Here is a 25,886-nt window from a genome sequence, read left to right on the forward strand (position 1 = left end):
CTATTTAAGACACGACAAAACTATCACTCTTCTCCAACGGATCTTTGAGCCAGAATGTAAAGAACAGCCATTCTTACAGCAACACCGTTGGTCACCTGATCAAGAATAACCGAATAAGGACCGTCGGCCACCTCAGGGTCTATCTCCACACCGCGATTCATGGGACCCGGATGCATAATCAGGACATCTTCTTTGGCCCGCTCAAGCCTCTTTAACGAGAGCCCGAACATGACGGAGTATTCGCGCAGGGTCGTTATAAAGTTTTGATCCTGGCGCTCCCGCTGAAGCCTTAAGACCATTATCACATCGGCATAGGAGATGGCATCGTCCAGGTTTTGACATATTCGGACTCCCGGAATTCCTTCGAATTCCCGGGGCACCAGAGTCGAAGGGCCGCACAGAGTGACCCTCGCACCCATCTTTGTGAGGCCCCAGATGTTAGATCTGGCAACCCTGCTGTGCAGGATGTCCCCTACGATCAGGACATTCAAATCTTTCAAAAATCCCTTATGGCTTCTGATGGTGAACATATCCAGAAGAGCCTGCGTGGGGTGTTCGTGCATTCCGTCTCCGGCATTGATAACCCCGGCTTTCGTCACCGAAGCTATACGATGGGGAACACCCGAGACGGGATGGCGGATAACGAAAATGTCGGGTCTCATTGCTTCAAGGTTTTTGACCGTGTCCAGAAAGGTTTCCCCTTTAACTATGGAGCTGGTGGTCGTTGATATTGCATAGGTATCCGCGCTAAGGCGTTTTGCTGCAATGTCGAAGGACATTCTGGTTCTAGTGCTGGGTTCGTAAAAGAGATGAATTACAGTCTTACCTCTCAGGGTGGGGACCTTTTTGATCGGGCGCTCGTTGATTTCTTTCAGTGATGCGGCAAGATCGAGAATATGGGTGATTTCTTCGGCTGTAAGTTCCTCAAGTCCGAGAAGGTCCTTTCTGAGATACATCTTCAAGCCCCCTTACTTCTGGCCCACAAAAAGGCCGTACCCATAAAAAAACCCCAAATCACACTGGGGCTTTGAGTATAGACAGAAAGCAAGCAGAAAAGGTCTGCCAGTCTTTCGACTTCGCTACGCTACTTCCCGTTGTGATTCCACTCTACAGAAAGAATCTCCAGCCTTCGAATTCCCTTGGGCGTCTTCACCTCAACCTCATCCCCCACTTCCCTCCCCAGCAAGGCCTTTCCAATGGGGGAGGTAATCGAAATCGAACCCCGTTCCACCTGAGCTTCATAGGGTCCCACAAGGCGATACCTTTCCGTAGCCCCTGTGTCCACATCTTCCACAACCACGGTACAGCCAAAGGTAACCCTATCCTCACTTCTGTCAAAGTCTTCGATAATTCGGCATCTGGAAAGCTTATCACAGAGATCATTTATCTGCGCTTCCACAAGAGCCTGCCGTTCCTTTGCCGCCTCATACTCGGCATTTTCCGAAAGATCTCCATGACCTCTGGCTTCCTCTATAGCCTTTATAACCCTGGGACGCTCTTCTCGCTGAAGCCTCTCCAGCTCTTTTTTTAACCTCTCATATCCTTCTTTCGTAATTGGTACGAAATCCATAGTCCGACGCCTCCGACCTCTCTTTTCATTTTGCACAGGGATAAACCGATTTGCCCTGCTCTCTGGCTGCGCAGGCCCGACAGATTCTTTTAGATTCCAAAATCACCATTTTTGTTCTCATCGTGGGTTCCCCGCAAAGCTCGCACACCTCAGAAGGCTCGATCCTGGCCTTAGGGGGTAGAGGTATGGATACTTCCTCAAGAAAGAACAAATCCTCAGGCCTTTTTTCCATAAGAAGTTTGCTACGCTCTTCGTGCAATTGCCTGAATCTATCGTGCTCTTCTTGAGTAGCCCTGCCTTCCTGGATCTTCTGGAAAAGTTCACGGTGTTCAGGACTGGAAGGGACGACGGCGCCCTTAAGGCTAACGCGAATACCTTTTCCCGTGCTCCTGCTGAGAAAGGTAACGGCCATTTTGCCGTAGTCGCAAAAGATAAAGTTGCCTTTACCGAAGGTACAACCCGAAAGCACCTGAACGGCATCCACAAAACAGGCATCGTTTTCGACAATTGCAACGATTTCCTCATCTTCAGAACGCCGCTCTTCGAGCCATTCCATAGCAGCCTTAGTGGCCTTATAACCCATGACCAGACCGGGACAAACATGCCCGTGAAACTCCACGCATTTTTTGAAATCATCCGGTGGTAGATCCATCTAATCACCCTCTTAATTGGTCTCTAAGTTTTTCTCTGGCTACCCTTTCTTCAAGCCTCAGGAGAGGCTCTCCTATCTCAACCCTGTACTTTACATCAGGCCTTATGGACCTGTACTCCTCCGGCAGTGAACTAAACTGCTCGGCAAAGTTAGCCCGGGCCTCATCAAGGGTAGGATTATGTAGAATTTGCCCGTTGATGACAACATCACGGAGAAGCGGCATGCCCTCCCGCTTATCCTCCATCAGCGTTAAAACATCGTGGCTCATTTGACCTCTACCGTCAAAGTACCTGTAAACCTGCTTTCTCCCCACCCAAGTCCGCTTTCCGGGAGAAAGTTTAAGGATCGGTTTGCCTTCGTACTCAACGAGCTTGTACGCAAGATCCAGATAGGGAGCATCGGCGGAAACACCCAGCTTGGTGCCTATTCCCACGGCATCGATGTGGGCGCCGCTTTTTATGAGTTCTTCAAGGGCAAACTCGTCGAGGCTTCCGCTGGCCATTATGGAAACATAGTCCATGCCGTTTTTAACGAATATGTCCTTGACCCTGCGGCTGAGTTCGACGAGGTCGCCGCTGTCAAGCCTTACCCCTCTGAGTCTGTAACCCCGGTTTTCCAGGTATCTTGCAACTTCTACTGCCTTCTCGGCCGCCTTCAGTGTGTCGTATGTGTCCAGAAGCAACACCGTATTTTCTGGAAAGCTCCTGGCATAGGCCATAAAGGCGTCAATCTCACGGTCGAAACTCGTTATATAGGAGTGAGCCATGGTTCCGAAGACGGGGATACCGTAGAGCCTTCCTGCAAGGACATTGCTTGTACCCAGAAATCCCACCAGATAGCTGGATCTGGCGGTTTTGACGCCTGCATCAATCCCGTGAGTCCGTCTCAGAGAAAAATCCACCAGCCCTCTTCCCCCGGCTGCCGCAACACATCGGGCCGCCTTGCTGGCAATCAGGGTTTCAACATGAAATGTGTTCATGACGATAGTTTCAAGAATCTGTCCCTCTATAATGGGTGCGGTTATTTCCACCAGGGGTTCCTGAGCAAAGAAAATCGTGCCTTCAGGAAGGGCACGAACAGAACCGGTGAAGCGAAAGCTTTTCAGGTAACTCAAAAAATCTTCATCGAATTTGCCGAGTGATCTCAGGTAATCTATTGCATCCCCGGAAAACCTGAAGTCCCCGAGAATTTCCAGGAAGCTGGCCAGCCCTGCGGCTACGAAGTAGGCTCTGTTTGGTGGGTAGTCTCGAATATGCAGACTGAAGGTGGCGATTCCCTTTTTACCTTCTCTGAAATAGCTGGCCGCCATGGTCAATTCGTAAAGGTCTGTAGCAAGCACCGGATCGTATAGGCGCCCTATGTAACTCATATCCCCCTCTTGAAGACCAAAAGGCTTAAATCAGTCTCACCCTGTAGATTCTTTCCATACGCTTCAAAGCGCATTCGTGCATTTCCTGGTCAAAGTCGGCAACGCATTCTGCCGGCACGACAACTTCATAGTCTCTATTGCGAAGATCTGCAACGGTATCCATCACACAAATAGAAGTGCACACACCCACAACCCAGACCTCGAAAGGCTTTATTTCCTCCAGGATCCTTTCAAGATCGGTACGGAAAAAACCGCTGAATCGGGTTTTCGGAATAACGGGCTCTCCTTCTCCTGGCTTCAACTCCTCCACGATTTCACTGCCCCACGATCCTCTAACGGCATGCCTAGGGAAAAGCCTGAACTCAAGATCGTCTTCGCTATGGGCATCCTGAAGGTAGATTACCTTATCGCCGGCATTTCTGAACTCCCCGATCAACCCGGCGACTTTCGGTATGATTTTACGGGCCCCCTCTCCACAGAAAAGCGCCCCCTGGGGATGAACAAAATCGTTCAGCATATCAACGACTATAAGTACCCGCCTTTTACCCTCCATGACGCACCCCCGTTAGGATTCACAAACACTTGCCTCAATTCCGTCCGTTATCTTTATAAGCTCCTCTACAGTTATGGGAACGGCCGATCTATCATTTCCCGCAGCAGCATATACCCTTGGAAACCTTCTGAGAGACGAATCAATCACGATCTTTACCTCATCGGGAAGCAGAAAAGGACAAACTCCTCCGGGCTCATAACCGGTAAACCTCCTGACTTCATCACGCCCGGGAAAACGAACTTTGCCCTTAAGGTTAAGGGCTTTCTTAAGGAGCGCTCCCTTAACCTTCAGGTCCCCACATGTAACCACCGCTACGGGCACGTCTCCCACGATAAAGAGCACGGTTTTGGCAATTTCTGCAACACTACATCCCACGGCCTGGGCGGCTTCTTCAGCCGTTGATGTGGGCCGGGAAAATTCCCAGACCTCAATTCCAAACCCCTTCAGGTACTCTTTGACATCCTGAATAGAAGCCATTTCTTTCCCTTCGCTCGGTGAGTTACGGAAATTTAACACGGACACTCGAGAGGTTCAACGAACGAAAAAACCCTTCGCTACCAGGCGGAAGTAGCGAAGGGTTTATGCTACCGAAAAGAGCAATTAGAAATCTTCATCAAGGGGAAGCTGATGTTCCGGGGAGAGTTCCTTATCACCTGTGCTCTTTACCGGTACTCCTTCTTTGACCTTCTTTTGCGGTAGTTTCCGGGTTTTTCTGGAGGCAACATCTTCGTAAGAAGATACCGCAGGGTGGCGAGCGTCGTCGGTTACCGATCCCTCTATTACTTTTATCAGCTCCCTGACATATTCTCGCATCTGCTCCGTCTGGGCATTCAACTCCTCTGCGGCTGCTGCGGTTTCTTCTGCCGTTGCCGCATTTTTCTGAATGGCCCTGTCTATTTCGGAGACGGCTTTGTTTATCTGCTCAATACCCTCCGCCTGTTCTCCCGATGATGCCGATATCTCTTCAATTAAGTTGCCGACCTTTTCGGTCAATTCCCTGGTACCTTCAAACATCTTTACGGCTTTCTCCACCAGGTCCGTACCGACGGAAACGCGTTGGGAAGTCTGCTCAATCAGTTGAGCCGTGTTTCTTGCCGCTTCGGCCGCACGCATGGCAAGGCTTCTCACCTCATCGGCCACCACAGCAAACCCGGCACCGGCTTCACCGGCTCGAGCCGCTTCCACTGCGGCGTTCAGGGCGAGCAGGTTCGTCTGGAAGGCTATCTCGTCGATGGTTTTGATGATTTTCTGAGTCTCATCGCTTGCACGGGAAATTTCTATCATCGACTCCTTCATATCCTGCATGGCTCTATTGGCATCCTGAACGGACTGCAACACCGTCTTCATAAGGGAGAGTGCCTGAGAACAGTGCTCGGCATTTTGCTTCGTCATGGAAGACATTTCTTCAAGGGCCGACGAAGTTTCTTCAACCGACGCAGCCTGAGAAGAAGATTCCTCGGCCAGAGACTGGCTCGATTCGGAAACTTCCCCTGCCGCCGTAGCAACCTGATCGGCTCCTTCCATAAGGCCGTGGGCAACATCCATAACGGGCTTGGTTATACTACGGGCGAAGAAATAAATGCCTATTATCGACAGGGCGAAAAAAATGCCGGCCACTACGACCACGACATTTCTGAGCTTATAAACCAACCCCAGAAATTCATCAACGGGCTGGGTTGCACCAACTACCCAACCGTTAAGACCGACAGGGGCATAGCTTGCCACTTTGTTAACACCGCGAAAGGCATAGGCCACCGAACCCGGCTTGCCCGAGAGCATAAGCCTTCCCAGTTCTTCAAGCCCCCTGGTCTGCAGCAGATTGAGGTTCATAATAAGGCTCTTGTCGGGATGGGCTATGATGACGCCCTTACCGTTGATCATGTAAGCATAGCCCGTCTTGCCCACCTTGGTATTGCTGATCAGATCGACAAGATACCCTACTTTCAAAACTGCCGTCAGCGTTCCCATAACCCGACCGCCCTCGGAGAGTACGGGCACGGACAGAGGTACTACAGGCTCACCCGTTATCTTGGACAGAATCATGTCCCCGATGTTTGCCACTCCACCGGATGCTTTTTTCCAGTACTCCCGATCGGTCACATCAATGCCCTTGTACTTCCCATCTCTGCTGTCCGCTATTATTATCCCCTTTCCATCGGTAACAAATATCACTTCATGAATTTCACCTGCCCTCTCGGAAAATCCTTTCAGGAAACCGGAAAGGGACATCAAAGCAAACTTATCACCCTCAAGTGCGTTGGTGATTTCGGGAAGAGCACTCAGACCTTTAAGTGACAAAAGATGGGAATTAAGGGTTTCTTTAATCACCCTCGAAAGGCCTTCACAGACATGAAGAGAATCAGTTTCTGCCGTTAGCACCAGAGATTTTTTTACCTCAAAGTAGTTGTAGATGCTGATTGTTGCCAGCGGCACCAGTACCAGAATCGTTCCAAAGATAAAAAGCTTCGTTCTTAAAGACATTCCCCTCATAACAACTTCCTCCAAGGTGAAATAAATTGCCCGACGCAGGCCGAGCAGCAGGTTTAAGACTTATAAGCACTTTGAAAAATCAGGTCAAAGAAATTTTCAATTTGATGAAATTCAGGTATCGATAAAGAAAACCCGGGAAAGGTTAAAGAGTGCTTTCTCTTTCAAAACAGGCAATTACACGGTTACGCCCTTCGCTTTTGGCCCTGTAGAGAGCGGCATCCGCTCTGCCGAAAACATCGGTGCTGTTCTCATCGTCTTCTTTAACCTGAGACACCCCGACGCTGAGGCTAACGGCAATGGGTGAGCCCTTGTAAACAAACTTGGTAGCTTCGACCATTTTTCTTATCTTCTCCCCCACCTCTTTTGCCCCGTTAATATCCGTTCCCGGAAGTATAACCACGAATTCCTCACCGCCGTAGCGGAAAATCATATCTGATCTGCGAAGATGATTTGCCACCCTTCTGGTCAACTCCTTCAAAATGAGATCTCCTGCAATATGACCATAACGGTCGTTAATATCTTTGAAACGATCGACGTCTATGACGAGAATTGAAAATATGTGACCATATCTTTTGTACCGCTCCCATTCCTCCTGAATCCTTTTTTCGTAAGCCCGTCGGTTCATTACGCCCGTTAGAGGATCCGTTAATGCCTCTCGTTCCAGAAGCTCTTTCTGGCTTTGGATCTGATGGATTTCTCTGTGAATATTGGCCAGGTCCTTCTGAAGTCGCTTCATCCTTATATCAAGTTCCCGTTCGTGAACTTCTTCATACCTGCGCTTCTCTTCAATGGCTTTTTTAATCAATGCCACCTTTGCCAGAACGATCTTCCTGAGCTCCTCCAGACTTCTGCTGATAGACATACCCTGCTGGAGGTCCCCGATTTCGCTGTCCAGGTTTCTATGAAAGGCCTGATTAATATCTCTGATCCTGTCTCTGCGCTCCAGTGATGCAACCACATGTTTTTCTATCTCTACGAGATTTTTCCCGAGTTCGGTGATGAAGAGCCTGAGTTGAGTTCTTTCGTTTTCCAGATCGGAGCTGAGCTGTGTAAAAAATTTGACGACCTCGTCGAGTGTTTTTTCCAGGTTTCCATTGGCAGAAGGTACGCTCTCGACGAGCCTTTTCCAGAACTGTTTTCTCGATTCCGGAACGAGCTCTTCTACCGCCATAAGAACCCGATGAAGGGTCTCCAGGACGATCTCCATGTCCTGTGATTTTTTACCACCAAGCAGAGACCAGAAGCTTTTTTTCTGCCTTTTTATGCCCGCTGACTCAGAGCCATCAAAGGCCAGCAAAGCTTTTTTCAAGCTGTCAACGTAACGACGCAATTCCCGTACATCAACCTTTTCCACAATAGACTTCTTCAGCATCTCAAAAGATTTCTTGACTTCCCTGTTGTCCGGGATCGTTACCATGGGGATCAGGGTTGTAAAAAGCTCCTGAGAAAGGGTCTGCCATTCCGAGATTTCTTCCTCTGCTTCTCTCAGTAGCCGGAAAGCCCTATCTCCAGACCTCAAAAGGCCTTTATTCTGAGCCTCTTCCGGGGCAACATCTGCAGAATCCAGCATGTTTCTGATCTGATCGTCTTTAGCAAGATAACTGGCAAGGGTTTCAACGGATACCTCAAGTCCCTGTTGTTCTATTAACCGCATGCACCGGAATACACTTCGCGACAGATCCAGAACATCCACACCATTCCTCCCGGACGGTACTTCACACCTTTTTCACAAACCCGCTTCTGCTCTTTTTGTGCCGATAAGGTTTCCGCGCATGTGCTTTCTTCGGAGCATTTTCCACAACAGCCTTTTGTTCAAATTTTTGACACTGCAAACCCGAAGCGCTGAACACCTCTTCACAGGGGTATCTGCGGGACCTTATGGACCAGGCACGACAGAAGTACGGGGTTGTCGGGTTCCAGGTGATTCCCAGATGCTTGCAATTGAGACAGTGAATTCTCTGCTTTCCGATCTGATTTTTTTTCGTCGCCATGGTTACCGCCATCTCCACCGCTCCACCGTCAAGATGCGAGAAATTCGCTCAAGACGGGAGCAAATTTTGTTCCATGAGTTTATGCCTGTTTACCGAAATTACATTTAAGTATAAACTTCTCATGGCCGAATTGTAAGTATGAACGGAGGGCAAAAATGATCATTACGGATCATCGTGTCAAGAGTGTTCTGCGCACCTATGCTAATCAGTTGCGCCAGAGCAAATTGCCCAGGGAAAAGTCTTCCGGGTCTGTGGTGCCCTCTGGAGAAAAGATTACCATATCGGAGGAAGCGAAGAAACGGCTTGTTTTTGACCGGCTGACAAAACACGCCCTTGAACAGGCGAAGGCTTTGAGGTCGGGGGATTCTGAAGATTCTGCCGAAGGAGTTGAGTCTTCTGATAATGCTGAAGAAGTCGAGGGCAGGGATCAGCCAGCAGTGGAAAAGGCTAACCTGTAATAGGGGGTTTGGCACCGATGGAAATCAGGAAGCTCTCTGAGAGCACCCGTAAATGGCTGCAGGCAATGAAAGAATACGGAGCAAGCGAACGGCCCGGACGGGGGAAGGGGACTTCTTCAGATGTAGCGGTTGGGGACAGGGTTTCAGAATCCATAAAGGAAATGTCTCAGGTTACGGCCGCTGAAGAGCAGAAGAGGGCCGAAAAGATTTCCCGGATAGCCGATCGTATTGCCTCTGGAAGTTACAAGCCCGATTACGAAGCTCTGGCGGCAAGGATGCTTGAGGAAACGTGGTAGGCTATCTTCTGCTCTTTTCTTTTATTCGCAAAAGCCCCGGACTGAAGTGAAAGTACATATGGGGCGATTTTAATCGTTCAAGGGCAAGAGATTCGATCAGATCAAAAAGCACGGGTCTTGTCGGCCATATAAAAAGTTTTTCCTGTTTTTTCAGCTCCTCCCATTCTTTTTCTGCTTTCTTACACTTCCCGAAAACGTATTTTTTTGCATCATCACAGAAAAACATTGCACAACCCAGAGGACGAACCGTCCACAGGCATCCTCTATCCCCGAGATACACGCAAAAAGGCGGGCGATTGGTTCCCTTCAGCCTCTCAATCAGCAACTCACCCGCTTTGGGCCCTCCCCACAAGATGTTGATAACTTCGTCGGCAAAAAAAGTTATTATGCTTTCAAAGCCGCAGCAGGCGCTTTTTCCCGTCTGGAAACAGGACCGATTACAGAAATCCTGAAAAAAATTTCTGGTAAATACATCCAGGCGATGGCGAAAATAAACGTAAGGCAGCGTTAACCATCGGAGATAAAGGCGATCACTTTCGTTCAGGGTCTTATAAAAATCCAGAGCTGCAATCTGAGACCGAAGATGGCGTTCCTGGTACTCGCTTATCCTAGTTGCCGAACATTCACCGCAGGGAACTTTATTTTGGGCTTTCATAAGAACTTATTCCGGGCTTATAAGTATTTCCCGATCAACTTCTTACGTGATCGAAAGCGCTTATAGAATGAGAGGGAGGAAAAGATCAATGGGGAAAAGGTGTCTCAACTCTTTTGGCTGCCTGCAAAAGATCGCCCTTTCAGGTCGCGAATATCTCTTCGTCAGTCTTGAAGCTTTAGCCAACAAGCTCGGTATAGAGCTCAACACCTATCCACATTCGTGGAAGATCGTTATGGAGAATCTCGTAAGGAACGAAGACGGCTTTTTCGTAACCCGGGATACCCTTTTCAGAGCCGTGGAATCCTTCGAACGAAGAGATGGATCATCGGAGGTTCCTTTTTTCCCCTCCAGGATGATTCTTCAGGATTTTACGGGGGTTCCTGCCATTGTAGATCTTGCGGCCATGAGGGACGTTATGGCCGAGTGGGGCATGGATCCTTCATTGATAAATCCGAGAATTCCAGTTCATCTGGTTATAGATCATTCCCTGCAGGTAGATGTCTGGGGAAGTGATGAAGCAGAGGAGATAAACCTGAAAAAGGAGTTCGAACGAAATACCGAGCGCTATCAACTTCTTAAGTGGGCTCAACAATCTTTCTCCCGGTTTCATGTCGTACCTCCCGGTAAGGGTATTATCCATCAGATAAATTTAGAACATCTGGCAACGGTCGTGAGAAAGGATCTTACGGACGACGGCGAGATGATGTTTCCCGACACGGTCGTGGGAACCGATTCTCACACCACTATGATAAACGGGTTGGGCGTTCTGGGATGGGGTGTCGGGGGGATCGAGGCCGAGGCGGTTATTCTGGGTCTGCCCTACTACTTCCCGGTACCGGAAGTGGTCGGCGTCATGCTCGTTGGAAACCTGCCTTCGCGTTCAACAGCCACCGACGTTGCCCTTCTCGTAACGGAAGAGCTGAGAAAGGTAGGTGTGGTCGGAAAGTTTGTGGAATTTTTTGGCCCGGCATGGCGCAATATGAGTCTTATGGATCGTGCAACCCTTGCAAACATGGCACCGGAATACGGAGCCACTATCGGTTTCTGTCCTGTAGATGACGAAACCATAAGGTTTCTGGAACAGACCGGATTTCGAGGCATTGACGCAGAAACGGTTAAAAAATATCTGAAGGCACAGCACCTCTTTGGCGATTATGAAAACCCCGAAAGGGTTAAGTTTTCTCAGGTCATAGAAATCGATGTGGCGAAGGCCGTACCGTCTCTTGCCGGCCCTAAAAGGCCTCAGGACCGGATCCCACTTTACGAAATGCATTCCGCCTTTCCATCAATTCTGAAGAGGCCGCGCAATCAATGGGGTTACGAACTCAAGGAGGAGGACGAACAAAAATCGGTTAGGGTGCGCCTTGAGAACGGAGCCGAGGTGACCCTTCGCCACGGCACGGTCGTTCTGGCTGCGATCACCAGTTGCACCAACACGGCAAACCCTGCCCTGCTGATAACAGCCGCACTCCTTGCGAGAAAAGCGCGAGAATCTGGTATTTCGGCAAAACCCTGGGTCAAGAAGTCCTTCACCCCGGGATCAAGGACCGTAACCCATTATCTGGAAAAACTGGGTCTTCTTGATGATCTCAAAGCTATGGGGTTTCACGTGTGCGGTTACGGATGCGCAACCTGCATAGGAAACAGCGGGCCTCTTCCGGAAGAAATAGAAAGAGCCATTGTGAACAACGGACTCGTTACCTGCGCCGTTGTCAGTGCAAATCGAAATTTCGAAGGAAGAATTCACGGGGCAATCAGAGCAAACTTTCTTGCCTCTCCGCCCCTGGTAGTGGCCTATGCTCTTGCCGGCAGGATAGACTTTGACTGGGAGAACGAGCCGCTCGGGCAGGATCCCGAGACGGGTGAACCGATATATCTCAGAAATCTCTGGCCGGCAAAAACAGAGGTGGAAGCACTGACCGTCAGGGCTTTCAATCCCGAGGTTTTCGGCAAACTCAGAAGCACTCTTTACGAAGGAACCTTGCTCTGGGAAAACCTGAAGGTGACGGCCTCAGATCGATTCCCCTGGGATGACGGGTCAACCTATCTCAGGCGTCCTTCCTACTTAAAAAGCGTTCCCCTCGTTCCCCCTGCAGTCGGCGATATCGAAAATGCCAGGGTTCTCCTGTATCTCGGCGACTCCGTAACCACGGATCACATATCGCCGGCAGGAGCCATTCCGGAAGACTCGCCTGCAGGAAGATATCTGCTTGAAAAGGGGCTGTCACCCCGGCTCTTTAATTCCTACGGTGCACGCCGCGGAAACGATGAAGTCATGGTTCGTGGAACCTTTGCCAACATCCGCCTTAAAAACAGGTTGTGTCCCGAAAGAACGGGGGGATGGACGATACATTTCCCTACCGGGGAACTTTGCACCGTCTGGGAGGCAAGCGAAAGGTATCGGGCAGAAGGAGTGCCCTTAATTGTAATAGCCGGGAAGGAGTACGGAACGGGGAGCAGTCGGGACTGGGCCGCCAAAGGTACGGCCATGCTGGGGGTTAGAGCCGTAATTGCCGAAAGCTTTGAAAGAATTCACAGAAGTAACCTTATCGGTATGGGTGTATTGCCCCTCCAGTTTCCGGATGGTCAGTCGGCAGAAAAATTGGGCCTTTCCGGGCACGAGGTTTTTTCAATAAAGGGTATATCCCCAGAAATGAAACCCCGTTGCAGGCTAAAGGTCGTGGCCAGGCGACCCGGTAAAGACCTTGAGTTCGACGTGATATGCCGACTTGATACGCCGGTTGAGATTTCGTATTACATTCATGGAGGCATCCTGCCCAGGGTTCTCCGGGAAATGGCAAAATCTGAGGGAAAGGAATTTTCCAATGGCGAATAAAATTGTTTGTTTCTGTTTTGGGTACGGTGAAGAAGAGATCGCAGAAGATGTCAGGAAAAATGGTGGCAGGTCCGTAATACTTGAGCAAATAGCGGCATCAAAAAGAGCCGGTTCCTGCAAGTGCCGGGATGTGCACCCCGAAGGCAGGTGATGTATGCCCGACGTCCGCCGTGTGGTGGACGAGGCCAGAAGAGACCTCGGGTTAAAAGGAGGTGCCCTATGAAGCTGGAGGTGAAAGGGAAGGTGGTTGAGCTGGTTCAGGGCGATATTACCGAGATGGATACGGACGCAATAGTCAATGCCGCCAACGAACAGCTTATCCTCGGCGGTGGAGTAGCAGGAGCAATTCGCAAAAAAGGAGGACCTTCGATACAAGAAGAATGCAACCGCATAGGGGGGACAACCGTCGGAAACGCCGTAGTCACCGGGGCCGGAAACCTTAAAGCAAAATACGTCATTCACGCCGTAGGCCCCAGATACGGCGAAGGAGACGAGGACCGCAAGCTCAGGAATGCCACGTGGAACAGCCTGCTTCGGGCTACCGAGAAGGGTTGTTCTTCCATTGCCTTTCCTGCAATAAGCACCGGAATCTTCGGCTTCCCCAAGGATCGTTGTGCCCGAATTATGCTCAGGACGGTAAAGGAATTTCTGGAAAAAGAACAGACGACCCTTTCAAGGGTGGCTTTCTGCCTTTTTACACGCGAGGACTTATCCGTATTTGAAGAAGCTATGAAAGAGGCCTTCGATACGGTATAAGTCCTCTAAATAATTGTGTTGGCGTTAAGGAGACACGATTACGGTTTCTTCCTTCTTTATGGCTTCGCTTTTAAGGCGGTTTACCGTCTCTTCCAGGACGGGAAAAACGTTTTCTCTTATGTCGCCCGCCACTACGACAAGAAGAACGTCTTCTCCGACTTTGCGTTCACCCTCGTGGAGATAGGCCTCAACGGCTGCAATTCCCGGACGGGAACGCATTTCCTGAAGCACCTTATCCCAGGCCTCCTGATCCTTTTTAATCTTCAGCTTTTCCGCCGGTCTTCCGTCCCTTGTAGTAGCCCTTACAACACCGTTATGGCAGACTATCATTCCGACCTTCACATAATCAACGTTACGCCTCACTTTCTCAATCAATTCACAGATGTTCATAAGGATTCCTCCTTACCTGACATCTTTTTTGTCTTCACCGATAGAGAGCTATTCATGTATAGTGTTTACAGGTTCTGAACTTTGTTTGTAATAACAGACATTATGCTAGGTACTGTTCGCTACTTTGGCAAGCTTTCGTTTTCTGAGGAGGGAGCTATGTTCGACAGGGAGAAGCTCGATAAAGTTTCAAAAAGCAAGCAGGAATGGGAGGCCAAGGTCCTGGAACCGGCGCTGAAAAAGGCACCGGAAAGGAAACGGGTTTTCACGACGGTGTCGGGTACACCCGTTGAGAGGCTGTACACACCGCTGGACATAGCGGATTTTGATTACGAACGTGATCTGGGATATCCCGGGGCATATCCCTTCACCCGGGGGGTTCAGCCCACCATGTACAGGGGAAGAGTCTGGACAATGCGGCAGTATGCCGGCTTTGGGAGTGCAAAGGAGACGAATGCCCGTTTCAGATACCTTTTAGAACAGGGACAGACGGGTTTAAGTGTAGCTTTTGACCTTCCAACTCAGTCGGGTTACGACAGCGATCATCCTCTCGCCGTAGGAGAAGTCGGCAAAGTGGGGGTTGCTATTGACTCAATAGAGGACATGAGAGTTCTCTTTGACGGGATTCCTCTGGACAAAGTTACCACCTCCATGACCATAAACGCTCCGGCCACGATACTCCTTGCCATGTATCTTGCCATTGCCGAAGAACAGGGTGTTCCCTTTGATAAAGTGGGAGGCACCGTTCAGAACGATATTCTCAAAGAGTACACGGTGAGGGGTCAATACATATTTCCGCCGAAGCCCAGCATGAGGCTTACCGTTGATCTTATTGAATACTGCTTCCAGCATGTGCCACGATGGAATACCATCAGCATTAGCGGTTACCACATAAGAGAGGCCGGGGCGACGGCCGCTCAGGAGATGGCCTTTACCATTGCCGATGGAATCGCCTATGTCCAGGCCTGCATAGATCGTGGTCTCGACGTGGACACCTTTGCACCACGCCTGAGCTTTTTCTTCAATGCCTTTACCAACGTTCTCGAAGAGGTCGCAAAGTTCAGGGCCGGCAGACGCTACTGGGCGAAGATTATGAAAGAGCGATTCGGAGCCAAAAACCCACGATCCATGATGATGCGTTATCATGTACAGACAGGGGGTGTAACCCTCACGGCGCAACAACCGCTGAACAATATCGTCCGGGTTACTCTTCAGGCCTTTGCTGCTGCTCTCGGAGGTTGCCAGTCGCTTCATACGAACTCTTACGACGAAGCCCTCTGTCTTCCCACCGAGCAGGCAGTAACCGTAGCCCTGAGGACTCAGCAGATAGTAGCCGAAGAAAGCGGGGCTACCGACACGATAGATCCTCTGGCCGGCTCTTATTACGTAGAAGCCCTAACGAATCAGATCGAAAAGCAAATCGACGATTACATAAAAAAGATCGACGAAATGGGCGGAACTCTTGCCGCCATAGAACAGGGGTTCATACAAAAGGAAATTCAGGAAAGTGCCTACCGTTTTCAGAAGGAAATAGAGTCGGGAGAGCGGGTCTACGTGGGGGTTAACAAATACGTGATGGACGAGCCTCCACCGACCAACCTGCTAAGAGTGGACATGGAGGTCGGCAGGAGAGAAGCCGAAAAGGTGAGGAAACTCAGGCAGCAGAGGGATCAGAAGAAGTGGCGGGAAGCCCTTGAGTATCTGCGGGAAGTTTCCATGAGCGATCAGAATGTCATGCCGGCCGTAATAGAGGCGGTAAAGGCCAGGGCAACCGTCGGTGAAATATGTGACCTGTGGCGTGAAATTTTCGGAGAATACAGGCCGGAGTCCTTTATATAAAGGCAGGATTGGTGAAACGATGGGGAGGGATTTTCCATGTCTCAGGAATCTCAGGAACGAAAGATCAAGGTAATAATAGCGAAGCCGGGACTGGACGGGCATGATCGGGGGGCTAAGCTCCTTGCTCGTATCCTTGCGGAAGCCGGTATGGAAGTCGTTTACACCGGGCTCAGGCAAACTCCCGAGATGATAGTAGAAACCGCCCTTCAGGAAGATGCCGATGTTATAGGCATAAGCTCTCTTTCCGGGGTTCACATGTACTTCTTCCCTCGAGTGCTTGAACTGTTGCGAGAGAAAGGAATGAACGATGTCATGCTGATTGGCGGAGGAATAATACCTCAGGATGATGCAGAAGAGCTGAAGAAAATGGGCGTGGCCGAGATCTTCGGTCCCGGGACGCCCACCGGTCAGATTGTGGAATTTATTCGGAAAAACGTCAGAAAACGATAACCATAAAAGGAGCCTGACCATGAAGGTTCTGAAGATTGATCATATCGGCGTGGCCGTAAAAAACATAGAAGAAGTGAGAAGACTTTATGAGGATGTTCTGGGTATTCCCTTCGAGGGCATGGAGACGGTGGCAGAACAAAAGGTCACAACGGCATTTTTTCCTGTGGGAGACTCCGAAATAGAGCTTTTACAATCAACGGATCCTGATGGGCCTGTTGCCAAGTTCATTGAAAAGCGGGGAGAAGGGATACAGCATATCGCCTTTCAGGTGGAGAACCTTGAGGAAGCTCTGGAGGAACTCAAGCAGAAAGGCGTAAAGCTCATCGACGAAAAGCCAAGAATAGGAGCAGGTGGAGCCAAAATAGCCTTTCTGCATCCCAAGTCCACCTATGGCGTTCTGATAGAACTTTGCGAACGTTCTAAATAAGATAAGAAACAGGCCGTAGGGTGATCTCCCCTGCGGTCAGTCAGACAATCTCCCACTTTTTGAGACGCCTCCAGAGGGACACTCTATCTATGCCCAGGATTTCGGCAGCCCTTGTTTTATTCCATTTTACCTTTTTAAGAACCCAGAGGATGTAATCTTTTTCGTACTCTTCAAGGGTTAGAAATTCCTGAGGCCTCGGCCGGGAATACTTTAAGGACAGCTGTTGTAAATCCGGGGGCAGGTGAATGGGCTCTATCCGGTCGCCCTTGCACAGGGTCACGGCCCGCTCCATTATGTTTTCCAGTTCTCTCACATTTCCGGGAAACTCGTAATTCATGAGAATGTCAATAACCTCTTCTGATATCTCTCTGATCTCTTTGTCTTGTGCCGTGGCATATTTTTCGGCAAAATACTGACACAGCAGAGGAATGTCGTCACGGCGTTCGGCAAGGGGTGGAACATTGAGAGTTATAACGTTTAGTCTGTAATAGAGATCCTGACGAAACCTTCCCTCCTTCACGTCTTTCAGCAAATTCCTGTTGGTTGCGGCTACAACTCTGACGTCAAGAGGAATTTCCCTGGTACCACCAACTCTTATCACCTTTCTTTCCTGAAGAACTCTCAGCAATTTCACCTGCATGGACTGGGGCATCTCCCCAATTTCGTCCAGGAAGATGGTACCGCCGTTTGCGGCCTCAAGAAGGCCCTTTTTGGTTGAAACCGCTCCGGTAAAAGCTTCCTTTTCATGACCGAACAGCTCATTGGCCAGAAGCTCCTCGGTGAAAGCACCACAATTTATGGCCACAAAAGGTTTATCTCTGCGAGGGCTAAGGTGATGCAGCATACGGGCTATCAGCTCCTTGCCCGTTCCCGTCTCGCCTATTATCAATACATTGCAGTCCGCCGGAGCTACGTGTTGCACCAGATTCAGCAACTGAACCATTTTGGGACTTTTTCCCACAATAACGGGGCCGCTGTCCTGACTCTTGTTAATCCTGCGTCTTAATTCGTGTACTTCTTTTTTGAGAGCACTTTTTTCCAGAGCTTTCTGAACGAGAACCCTTACTTCATCAATCTGGTAAGGCTTGGCCAGGTAGTAATAGGCTCCCTTTTTCATGGCTTCAACGGCGGATTCGACGGTGGCGTAAGCAGTTACGACTATTACCTCAGCTTCGGGACACAGCTCCCTTGTACGCTCAAGAACCTCCATGCCGTCAATGTTTTTCATTCTCAGATCCGTAATAACCAGGTCGAAATCCTCCGTCTCAAGAAGGGCGACGGCCTTCTCACCCGATTCTGCCGTTACCACTTCGTACCCTTCTTTTTCGAGAATGTATTTCAGATTCTCCCTTGCCGTTTTCTCATCCTCGACCACCAGTATTCGCGACATCCTGTAGTTCTTCCTCCTGTTCCCCGTGATCCCTTCTGATGGGTAGAGTTATGATAAATTTAGTTCCCTTGCCCGGTTCACTCTCCACACCTATCTCACCGCTATGTTTTTCTATGATACCGTAAACTATGGACAATCCGAGACCCGTTCCTGCCCCGACTTCCTTGGTCGTAAAAAAGGGATCAAAAATTTTATCCAGATGCTCTTTCGGTATTCCACATCCCGTATCTTCAAACTCTATTACCACCTTTTCGCCGGTTGCGCGAGCTCTTACGGTGATCTTCCCGGCATCGTTTCCTATTGCATGAATGGAGTTCATGAAGAGATTGAGAAATACCTGCTGCATTCGTGGACTATCAATTTCCACAACTATTTCTTCAGGTACATCTATTTCCACGTCAACCCACGACGGTATCTGACTGGAGACAAGCCTGCGGGTTTTGTCAACCACATCCTTGAGCCTGGTGGGCACCAGAGAAAATTCCCGAACACGAGAAAACTCCAGTAGCCCCTTAACTATGTCTCTGGCTCGTCCGACTTCATGGTCCACGTTGGATATCATTTTTTTAACCAATTCCGGATCCATGTTGTCCATATCTTCAAGAAGGATCTGACAGGACGTTGAAATGTTATTAAGAGGATTGTTGAGCTGATGGGCTATGCCAGAAGTAAGAATGCCCAGAGAGGAGAGTTTTTTCGCCTGAACCAGCTGTTCCTGGCGTCGTTCCAGTTCCGCCACCATCTTGTTAAAAGCCTCGACCACTTTTTGAGTCTCATCGTAGGTTTGCATAACAGGAAGGGGCTTGAAGTCTCCTCCGGCAATGCGAAGCATGCTTTTTTCGATCACCCTTAAGGGGCGGACAATTTTTCGGGATACGAGAGGAATAAAAAGAGCACCGGCTATTAGAACAATGAAAAGAACGGTGATCAGTTGATACCTGAGGCTGTCAATAATAGCATGAATCCTCTCCCTTTCGTAGCGTGTAAGTTCTTCTACCTCCCCGGTGATCTTTTTTCCTGCATCTCTGAGCTCATCCTGCAGGGCGTGCAGTCGCTCGAGATCTTTCTTCGCCACACTCTCCTTTATGGCCTGAACCACATCGCGATATCCCTGAAGTTCCTGCCTGATCTGAAGAAGCTTATTACTGCCCTTCAATCCCTTAAGCCTCGGCAACATCGTGTCGATTAGTTTAACGCTTTCGTCTATGTATTCACTTATCTTTTCAAGGGATGAGGTTGAACCGTAGAGGAAGAAGTTTTTCTCAAAACGTCGCATTTCCAGGATTGAGTTGTTGAGATCATCACAGATAGAAACAAATTCGGCCTTGCGTTTCATCTCTGTTAGAAGGAAGTAAGAAAGCCCCCCGACGAGCAGAATCGTAAGATAAACGAAGGCCAGTCCTATGATAATTTTCTGACGAATGTTTAGACGCAAGGGCCACAATTGCATGATGCCCTCCTTTTCCATATGTTTGGTCTTGTAATCACTCAGTGATGTTATATTATCTCAGGTCCCGAAAGTAAAATGCCGTTGAACAGGAGAGTTGGCATGCGCGCCCATTCCGTACCCGAAATCCCCGGGCTCCTTGTGCTGGAGCCCACGATTTATGAAGACGAAAGGGGTTACTTCTTCGAAAGCTATAACGAGAAGGTCTTCAGGGAATTAGGTATTGCAGAAAAATTCGTGCAGGACAACCATTCAAGATCACGAAGGTTTGTCATAAGGGGCTTGCATTACCAGATATGCCATCCTCAGGCCAAGCTCGTGAGGGTTGTGGTGGGAGAAATCTTCGACGTTGCCGTGGACATCAGAAAGAGTTCGCCAACCTTTGGAAGATGGTTCGGTATAAGGCTTTCGGCGGATAACAAAAAGCAGGTCTATATACCTGCCGGTTTTGCCCATGGGTTTCTGGTTTTATCGGATTGGGCGGAAGTTCTCTATAAGACCACGGATTTCTACCATCCTGAGTGCGACAGAACAATAATATGGAACGATCCAGACATCGGTATTTCCTGGCCACTGGACGGAAAAAAACCGATAATATCGGCCAAGGATGCCAGGGGCAAAACCCTGGCGGAAGCAGAAGTCTTTGAATAACTCAGCGGGGAATAATATGGGCAACAGAATCAGGGTTATTGTAACCGGAGGGGGTGGGCAGTTAAGCTCGGAGCTCGAAAAGTGCAGCCCGGAAGGTCTACAGGTAATTGTGTGTTCTCCATCGGAACTGAATATAACATCACGGGAATCCGTCAGGGCCGCACTGGAGCAATGGAAACCCAGCATAGTTATTAATTGTGCGGCCTACACGGCGGTGGACAGAGCCGAAGAGGAAGCAGAAAAAGCATTCCTTGTGAACAAAGAGGGCGTTAGGATACTTGCCGAAGAATGTCGGAAAAGAAACGCCGGGATTATACATATATCTACGGACTTTGTCTTCGACGGGCTTACTTCCAGGCCTTATACCATCAACGACACTCCCAATCCAATAAGTGTTTACGGAAAGAGCAAGCTCGAAGGAGAACAAATACTTCTCGAGCTCTACCGACAGTCCACCATTGTGGTCCGCACCGCCTGGCTGTATTCAATCTACGGAAAAAATTTTGTCAAAACAATGCTCTCGCTTTTCGAAAAAGAGGCAATCGTGAAGGTGGTACACGATCAGGTGGGAACACCTACGTGGGCTTTCAATCTGGCATCGTTTTTATGGTTTCTGGCGGTGAATTTCGACTCGTACAAAAGCAGGATTTTTCACTTCACCGATGCCGGTGTTGCGAGCTGGTACGATTTCGCCGTGGCCATTGAGGAAGAAAGCCGGGAATGGAGGAGAAAACCGGTTGAAATTGTACCCGTCAGCTCTGCCGAATATCCATCAAAAGCCAAAAGACCTCAATTTAGCGTTTTGGACAAAAGGGACACCTGGCGTATATGGAACAGGCCGGTACACTGGCGTAAGGCACTCAGGATGATGTTAAAAGCTTTGAAATCTCAGTACGAACAATAAAGGAAGCCCTTGAATATGGAGCCGGGTTATCTTTTTCTGCTGATTTCGGTGTTTTTTCTATCATGGCTTGCGGTCATGTTGCTTGTACCTCTGGTGATGAGGTTCGCCAATAAATATAAGCTTCTTGATAAACCTTCTGAAAGGAAGGTCCATCAGATACCGATACCCAGGGTTGGAGGTATTGCCCTGTTTTCTGCCTTTACCATTTCGTTTGCAGTGTTTTACGCGGGGCTGTGTTATAAACTGCATCTACCCATTTTGCACATTCTTGACAAGCCTCAGTGGATTGGGCTTTTGATAGGCGGTGGTCTGGTTTTTGTAACCGGTCTGATCGATGACGTCCTTGGTCTTACTCCCGGAATCAAGCTAATCGGCCAGATTATTGCCGCGTCCTGTGCATACTTCGGAGGGCTTACAATAACACAGATAAACTTGCCTTTTGCCGGACCCCTCCATCTGGGATGGTTCTCCTTTCCCTTTACAATACTGTGGTTCCTGATCATCATTAACGGCTTTAATTTGCTGGACGGTGTTGACGGGCTCGCCACAACCCTCACTTTCGTAACCGGCTTTTTTCTCCTGCTTTACTGCTTACAGAACAATCGGGAATACCTGGCCCTGCCCGCAGTGATTATCATGGGCGTAAGTCTGGGTTTTCTTCACTTCAATATGAACCCGGCCCGTATTTTTATGGGCGATTCCGGAAGTTACTTTCTGGGATTCCAGCTGGCGGCTCTGGCGCTCAAGGCCTGCACTTCAGAAGACGGTATATCAAGCCCCGGTGTACCTCTGCTTATATTCTTGGTGCCCTTAACGGACGTGTTGATGGCAACGGTGCGAAGGATTTTAAGAGGCCACGGCATCTTTAACCCGGACACCGATCATATCCACCACTGTCTGCTAAAAAAAGGATTCTCGCAGAATGCTATAATCTCGACCATTGGATTAACTACGGCTCTTACTGGCACAGCAGGGCTAACCCTGCCCTACCTTGACCCTCTGATGAATTTCTGTCTTTTAAGTACTCTGGCCTTTTTCCTCACCCTTTTCATGGCGCGCATAGGCTATCTTTCATGCCTTTACGGCAGCGGTTCCGGTCAATTCGAACACACTACATGGAGCTACATAAGCCTTTTCGCCATGCTCTGGAAGTATCGCATACGGGTACATAAGGTCAGAGAACACGAATCACTTCTGCCGATCCTTATAGAGGTTCTGAATCCTTTACAGCCGGATTTTGCCAGGCTCGAACTGTTTCACCAGCCTCAGAATCTTCCCGAAATACAAACCGGGTATCACAAAAACGTTACGACAAGTGAAATCAAGATTACAAAAAAAAGCAGCCTAAAATACGGAACCACCTATGCACTGACACTAAACATCCCGCTGGTTATAAACAACAGCCTTTTCGGAACTTTTTTAATAAAAAACGTCCCGAAGGTTCACTTCGTTTCACACCGTTTTGTCATGTGGTACGTGCAAAAAATTGCAGATTACCTGACTTCTTCTTTATGGAGGATTTACACGGAAAGGGAAAAGAGCCTTATTCGCCGGAAAGCAGTTTCGAGAGAAGAATCGGCTGTTCCCAGAAGGCTTGTATACGTTCTCATTCAGGGCAGGTAAAAGAGTTTTTTATCCCGGCTTAATTGACTCCAGGATTTGATGAATAAAATCGACTATCTCTCGTGCAGGTGACGGAATGGGGCACATCTCTGTTCTTTCTGTTTGTTGCAAACGATCCCTTACCCATAGAAACAGGTCTTCGGCGTCGGGGGTCAGAGAGCCGATAGATCTGTCATGAAGCTCCTCGGTTATTTCCTTAAAATTAAAAATGTGGGGTCCCCAGCAAACGGGAATTCCGTAAACGGCCGGCTCCAGCACATTATGTCCCCCGAAGGGTACAAATGATCCCCCGACATACGCACATCTTCCGAGTGCATAAAACCCCATGAGCTCTCCGTAGGTGTCAACCACGTAAACAGAAAGTCCGCTGACTTTATCAGACCCTGACCGGAATCCGCAGGGCAATCCAAGGGAATAACACTTGTTAGCTACTTTTTCTTTAAGTTCCAGTTTTCTCGGAGCCAAAATGAGCAATGCGTCGGGTATTACACGCCTAATTTTACGGTGAACCTCCAGAATAATGCTTTCCTCCCCGGGGTGAACACTCCCCGCAACCCATACCGGGCGACCGGGATCGAGGCCTATTTGCCGCCTCAGTTGTTCTATTCGGTTTTCACTCCACCTTGACAGTAATGCGGCATCCCACTTTATGTTACCCACATACCTAACCTTCTCCGGTCGGGAAACCGTTTCAGCCATTTGCAGGGCATCGTACCGGGAAGCGGCAAAGATGACGTCGAAAAAATCCAGCAATCTGAACCCCAGTTTTGAAGCAATCCTGTGATATCTGTACGAAGACGGGCGCATCCTGGCATTGACCAGGACGAGGGGAATTTTCAGCTTCTTACAGAAGGCCAACATGTTTGGCCAGATATCCGTTTCGGTAAAGACTGCCGCAACCGGCTGAAAAACCTTCAGGTTCTTTATAAAATCCTTTGCAGACCACGGTGCATCCACGGGCATCGGTAGAACCGGGTTGGCGATTTTGCTTCCACCTTCCTTTACAGGCCGGGTAGCCGCCGTGAAACCCGATTTTGTACCGGTAGAGTAAACGATTCTGTAGCCCCTGCGTTGAAATTCCAGGGCCAGTGGTATTGATGAGTTCACTTCGCCCAGAGACATCGCGTGAATCCATATGAAATGTCCGGATCTGTTCGGCCATTGACGGAAAGCCTCCGGGATCATACGGAGGGGCCGGGAAAAGGCACCTTCCTGGATGGCTTTAAGTAGCCGAATATAAGGCCATGCGAATACCCAGGTGATGTTGTAAAAAAGCCACCACAGACTATTCATTTCCGGCAAAATTAACACAGATCACTGGGTTGCCGATGAGCTTTTACTGAAGTCTGATAAGCCTGAAAATTGAAGCCTGTATAGCCGTGCATAAAGCCCGCCCCGTTCGATGAGATCTGTATGGCTTCCCTCTTCCACAATGCGCCCCTCTGACACAACAAATATCCTGTCCGCCCGAAGTACTGTGGATAGCCGATGAGCGATGATGAAGGTAGTACGGCCTCGCATCAGGTTATCCAGAGCCTTCTGCACCTCCAGTTCTGCCTGACTGTCCAGAGAAGACGTAGCTTCGTCAAGAATCAATATGGGAGCATCCTTCAGTATGGCCCGGGCTATACAGATCCTTTGCTGTTGTCCTCCCGAGAGGCGCACACCCTGCTCCCCTACTACGGTATCAAGGCCTTCCGGCAGACACTCTATAAACTCGTCTGCATAAGCCAGCCTTACTGCCGTCAATATGGCCTCTTCGTCCGGGGGAGTATCCGGATGAGGCCATCCGTAAGCTATGTTATTTCTGATAGTGTCGTTAAAGAGAAAGCTCTGCTGGGTTACAAGGGCAACCTGACGTCTGAGATATTCCAGATCCATGTCCCGAACGTCTACACCATCGACCAGAACCGATCCTTCCCAAACGTCGTAAAACCTGGGAATGAGGTTGACGAGAGATGTTTTGCCTGCACCGCTTGGCCCGACCAGGGCTACAATTTCTCCCGGAGATACTCTGAAGGAAAGATCCTTCAAAACTGGCTCTTCTCCATATCCAAAGGTCACATTGCGAAATTCAACGAAACCATCGACCCGCTTCTTGATGGGTTTCAACCTCGACCTTCCCGTATTTTCTACTCCATCACTTCCCTCCAGTACTGCATATACCCTTTCGAGCGAGGCAATCCCCCGCTGTATGAAGGAATTCACCTTGCTGAGGCTCTTCACCGGCTTGTAAAGCATCAGAAGAGCCCCCGTAAAAGAAAAGAAACTCCCGGGAGTAGCACGACCCATTATGACCTCATATCCTCCGTAGGCCATTATGGAGGCAATGCCGATCGATCCTATGAATTCCATCAAAGGAGATGAAAGAGCGTCAAACCACGCCGACTTTCTGGCGTAGCGGACATAATTGTCGTTCCGACTGTCAAAACGTTTTTTTTCATGATCTTCCCGACAGAAAGCCTTGACGATACGAATACCTCGAAATGCTTCATGTACCACCGTGGTAAGTTGAGCCATGGCCTGTTGACCTTTCATAGCAAGCCTTCTCAGTATTCGTCCGAATACGAACAACGGCAAAAAAGCCACGGGAAGAACTGCAACGGCGACCAGCGCAAGCCTCCAGTTCTGATAGAAAATTACGAAAACCAGGCCTAATACCATAAACACATCGCGTACAATCCCCGTCACGGCCTTACTAACGGCATTCTGTATTTCCTGAACGTCATTGGTAATCCTGCTTATGAGCACGCCACCGGACTCACGGTCAAAGAATGAGAGCGGCATGTGAAGGATATGGTGAAAAAGGCGCCTGCGAAGCGATGCAACGGCAGACAACCCCACATGCTGAAGCAGATAATCGCTGGCCCACTGGCACAGGCCTTTCAGAAAAAACACGGCCAGCACCACGAAGGGCATAACCTTTAACATGCGGATATCTTTTCTTACAAATATATCATCCATTGCCGGTTTTATGAGATAGGCCATAAGGGCCGTAAAGGCGGAAACCCCGATCATGCATAATCCGGCAAGCATTAGGCGGAGCAGGTAGGGCTTCAATAAATCCAGAAAACGGGACAACCAGCCCGGCCGATTACATACGGTGGATCTCAATGCATAAAAGTAAGGCTTTCCGGCCATT

Annotated in this window: 26 protein-coding genes; 11 read left to right on the plus strand and 15 right to left on the minus strand. The window is 49.2% G+C overall.

The genetic code is table 11. The features are described 5' to 3' along the window. Positions 1-23: 23 nt before the first annotated feature. The 9 genes from BM091_RS09445 to BM091_RS13955 all read right to left on the minus strand — a co-directional run bounded on the left by BM091_RS09445 (position 24) and on the right by BM091_RS13955 (position 8,637). A complete protein-coding gene (locus BM091_RS09445) occupies positions 24-956 on the minus strand; it encodes an aspartate carbamoyltransferase catalytic subunit (RefSeq protein ID WP_093395292.1) in 933 nt (310 codons plus the stop codon). A gap of 128 nt (positions 957-1,084) precedes the next feature. After that, positions 1,085-1,570 carry a transcription elongation factor GreA gene (gene greA / locus BM091_RS09450; protein WP_093395293.1) on the minus strand — a complete coding sequence of 162 codons (486 nt, stop codon included), beginning with the start codon at positions 1,568-1,570 and terminating at the stop codon, positions 1,085-1,087. A gap of 25 nt (positions 1,571-1,595) precedes the next feature. Further along, a complete protein-coding gene (locus tag BM091_RS09455) occupies positions 1,596-2,222 on the minus strand; it encodes an FmdE family protein (RefSeq protein ID WP_093395295.1) in 627 nt (208 codons plus the stop codon). A gap of 4 nt (positions 2,223-2,226) precedes the next feature. Beyond that, complete coding sequence (locus BM091_RS09460) at positions 2,227-3,591, minus strand: nicotinate phosphoribosyltransferase (protein WP_093395296.1); 1,365 nt, start codon at positions 3,589-3,591, stop codon at positions 2,227-2,229. A gap of 25 nt (positions 3,592-3,616) precedes the next feature. Then, on the minus strand, positions 3,617-4,144 hold the full coding sequence (locus BM091_RS09465) for a cysteine hydrolase family protein (RefSeq protein ID WP_093395298.1): 528 nt from the start codon (positions 4,142-4,144) through the stop codon (positions 3,617-3,619). Between the two features lie 12 nt (positions 4,145-4,156). Continuing rightward, positions 4,157-4,621 carry a YbaK/EbsC family protein gene (locus BM091_RS09470; RefSeq protein WP_093395299.1) on the minus strand — a complete coding sequence of 155 codons (465 nt, stop codon included), beginning with the start codon at positions 4,619-4,621 and terminating at the stop codon, positions 4,157-4,159. 123 nt (positions 4,622-4,744) lie between these two features. Then, positions 4,745-6,634, minus strand: coding sequence for a methyl-accepting chemotaxis protein (locus BM091_RS09475; RefSeq protein ID WP_093395301.1), 1,890 nt, complete (start codon positions 6,632-6,634; stop codon positions 4,745-4,747). A 142-nt stretch (positions 6,635-6,776) separates the two neighbouring features. Next, entirely contained in the window at positions 6,777-8,327 is a 1,551-nt protein-coding gene (locus BM091_RS09480; protein WP_093395302.1) for a GGDEF domain-containing protein, read from the minus strand. 22 nt (positions 8,328-8,349) lie between these two features. Continuing rightward, positions 8,350-8,637, minus strand: coding sequence for a hypothetical protein (locus BM091_RS13955; RefSeq protein ID WP_093395304.1), 288 nt, complete (start codon positions 8,635-8,637; stop codon positions 8,350-8,352). 143 nt (positions 8,638-8,780) lie between these two features. On the opposite strand from BM091_RS13955, the gene BM091_RS09490 reads away from it, so the two are divergent. Then, positions 8,781-9,083 carry a DVU0524 family FlgM-associated protein gene (locus BM091_RS09490; RefSeq protein WP_093395305.1) on the plus strand — a complete coding sequence of 101 codons (303 nt, stop codon included), beginning with the start codon at positions 8,781-8,783 and terminating at the stop codon, positions 9,081-9,083. Positions 9,084-9,100: 17 nt separating this feature from the next. Further along, positions 9,101-9,379 (plus strand): flagellar biosynthesis anti-sigma factor FlgM, encoded by a 279-nt coding sequence (locus BM091_RS09495; protein ID WP_093395307.1) that lies wholly within the window; start codon positions 9,101-9,103, stop codon positions 9,377-9,379. Position 9,380: 1 nt separating this feature from the next. Here the strand turns inward: BM091_RS09495 and BM091_RS09500 are convergent, their stop codons facing one another. Further along, on the minus strand, positions 9,381-10,034 hold the full coding sequence (locus tag BM091_RS09500) for a hypothetical protein (RefSeq protein WP_093395308.1): 654 nt from the start codon (positions 10,032-10,034) through the stop codon (positions 9,381-9,383). Positions 10,035-10,122: 88 nt separating this feature from the next. Here BM091_RS09500 and acnA point away from each other — a divergent pair, with 88 nt between their 5' ends. From acnA to BM091_RS09515, 3 genes are all read left to right on the plus strand, one after another. Next, complete coding sequence (gene acnA / locus BM091_RS09505) at positions 10,123-12,870, plus strand: aconitate hydratase AcnA (RefSeq protein WP_093395310.1); 2,748 nt, start codon at positions 10,123-10,125, stop codon at positions 12,868-12,870. After that, positions 12,860-13,021 (plus strand): bacterioferritin-associated ferredoxin, encoded by a 162-nt coding sequence (locus BM091_RS09510; protein ID WP_093395311.1) that lies wholly within the window; start codon positions 12,860-12,862, stop codon positions 13,019-13,021. The genes acnA and BM091_RS09510 overlap by 11 nt, the downstream gene beginning before the upstream one ends. Before the next feature lie 68 nt (positions 13,022-13,089). Then, positions 13,090-13,626 carry a macro domain-containing protein gene (locus BM091_RS09515; protein ID WP_093395313.1) on the plus strand — a complete coding sequence of 179 codons (537 nt, stop codon included), beginning with the start codon at positions 13,090-13,092 and terminating at the stop codon, positions 13,624-13,626. A 24-nt stretch (positions 13,627-13,650) separates the two neighbouring features. Here the strand turns inward: BM091_RS09515 and BM091_RS09520 are convergent, their stop codons facing one another. Further along, complete coding sequence (locus tag BM091_RS09520; RefSeq protein WP_093395314.1) at positions 13,651-14,016, minus strand: molybdenum cofactor biosynthesis protein MoaE; 366 nt, start codon at positions 14,014-14,016, stop codon at positions 13,651-13,653. 156 nt (positions 14,017-14,172) lie between these two features. Between BM091_RS09520 and BM091_RS09525 the strand changes: the two genes are divergently transcribed. Genes BM091_RS09525 through mce form a run of 3 tightly spaced genes read left to right on the plus strand, consistent with a single transcriptional unit; the run spans position 14,173 to position 16,729 of the window. Then, positions 14,173-15,852: an acyl-CoA mutase large subunit family protein gene (locus BM091_RS09525; protein ID WP_093395316.1), complete on the plus strand. Its 1,680-nt coding sequence runs from the start codon at positions 14,173-14,175 to the stop codon at positions 15,850-15,852. 36 nt (positions 15,853-15,888) lie between these two features. Continuing rightward, positions 15,889-16,302 (plus strand): cobalamin B12-binding domain-containing protein, encoded by a 414-nt coding sequence (locus BM091_RS09530; protein ID WP_093395317.1) that lies wholly within the window; start codon positions 15,889-15,891, stop codon positions 16,300-16,302. Between the two features lie 19 nt (positions 16,303-16,321). Further along, entirely contained in the window at positions 16,322-16,729 is a 408-nt protein-coding gene (gene mce / locus BM091_RS09535; RefSeq protein WP_093395319.1) for a methylmalonyl-CoA epimerase, read from the plus strand. A 40-nt stretch (positions 16,730-16,769) separates the two neighbouring features. Here mce and BM091_RS09540 read toward each other — a convergent pair whose 3' ends face one another. Together BM091_RS09540 and BM091_RS09545 are read right to left on the minus strand one after the other, a co-directional pair. Further along, a complete protein-coding gene (locus tag BM091_RS09540; protein ID WP_093395320.1) occupies positions 16,770-18,119 on the minus strand; it encodes a sigma-54-dependent transcriptional regulator in 1,350 nt (449 codons plus the stop codon). After that, positions 18,091-19,569 carry a sensor histidine kinase gene (locus BM091_RS09545; protein ID WP_177193600.1) on the minus strand — a complete coding sequence of 493 codons (1,479 nt, stop codon included), beginning with the start codon at positions 19,567-19,569 and terminating at the stop codon, positions 18,091-18,093. Before BM091_RS09545 ends, BM091_RS09540 begins: the two co-directional genes overlap by 29 nt. 99 nt (positions 19,570-19,668) lie before the next feature. On the opposite strand from BM091_RS09545, the gene rfbC reads away from it, so the two are divergent. Genes rfbC through BM091_RS09560 form a run of 3 tightly spaced genes read left to right on the plus strand, consistent with a single transcriptional unit; the run spans position 19,669 to position 22,744 of the window. Continuing rightward, on the plus strand, positions 19,669-20,217 hold the full coding sequence (rfbC, locus tag BM091_RS09550) for a dTDP-4-dehydrorhamnose 3,5-epimerase (protein WP_093395323.1): 549 nt from the start codon (positions 19,669-19,671) through the stop codon (positions 20,215-20,217). Between the two features lie 16 nt (positions 20,218-20,233). Continuing rightward, on the plus strand, positions 20,234-21,121 hold the full coding sequence (gene rfbD, locus BM091_RS09555) for a dTDP-4-dehydrorhamnose reductase (protein WP_218148866.1): 888 nt from the start codon (positions 20,234-20,236) through the stop codon (positions 21,119-21,121). Between the two features lie 15 nt (positions 21,122-21,136). Beyond that, positions 21,137-22,744: a glycosyltransferase family 4 protein gene (locus BM091_RS09560; RefSeq protein WP_093395324.1), complete on the plus strand. Its 1,608-nt coding sequence runs from the start codon at positions 21,137-21,139 to the stop codon at positions 22,742-22,744. A gap of 9 nt (positions 22,745-22,753) precedes the next feature. Here the strand turns inward: BM091_RS09560 and BM091_RS09565 are convergent, their stop codons facing one another. Both BM091_RS09565 and msbA read right to left on the minus strand, forming a co-directional pair. Then, complete coding sequence (locus tag BM091_RS09565) at positions 22,754-24,037, minus strand: glycosyltransferase N-terminal domain-containing protein (RefSeq protein ID WP_143083129.1); 1,284 nt, start codon at positions 24,035-24,037, stop codon at positions 22,754-22,756. A 21-nt stretch (positions 24,038-24,058) separates the two neighbouring features. Continuing rightward, positions 24,059-25,885, minus strand: coding sequence for a lipid A export permease/ATP-binding protein MsbA (msbA, locus tag BM091_RS09570; protein ID WP_093395327.1), 1,827 nt, complete (start codon positions 25,883-25,885; stop codon positions 24,059-24,061). Between the last annotated feature and the right edge of the window lies 1 nt (position 25,886).

Origin of the sequence: Thermodesulforhabdus norvegica (assembly GCF_900114975.1) — a bacterium.
Taxonomy (GTDB): Bacteria; Desulfobacterota; Syntrophobacteria; order Syntrophobacterales; family Thermodesulforhabdaceae; genus Thermodesulforhabdus; species Thermodesulforhabdus norvegica.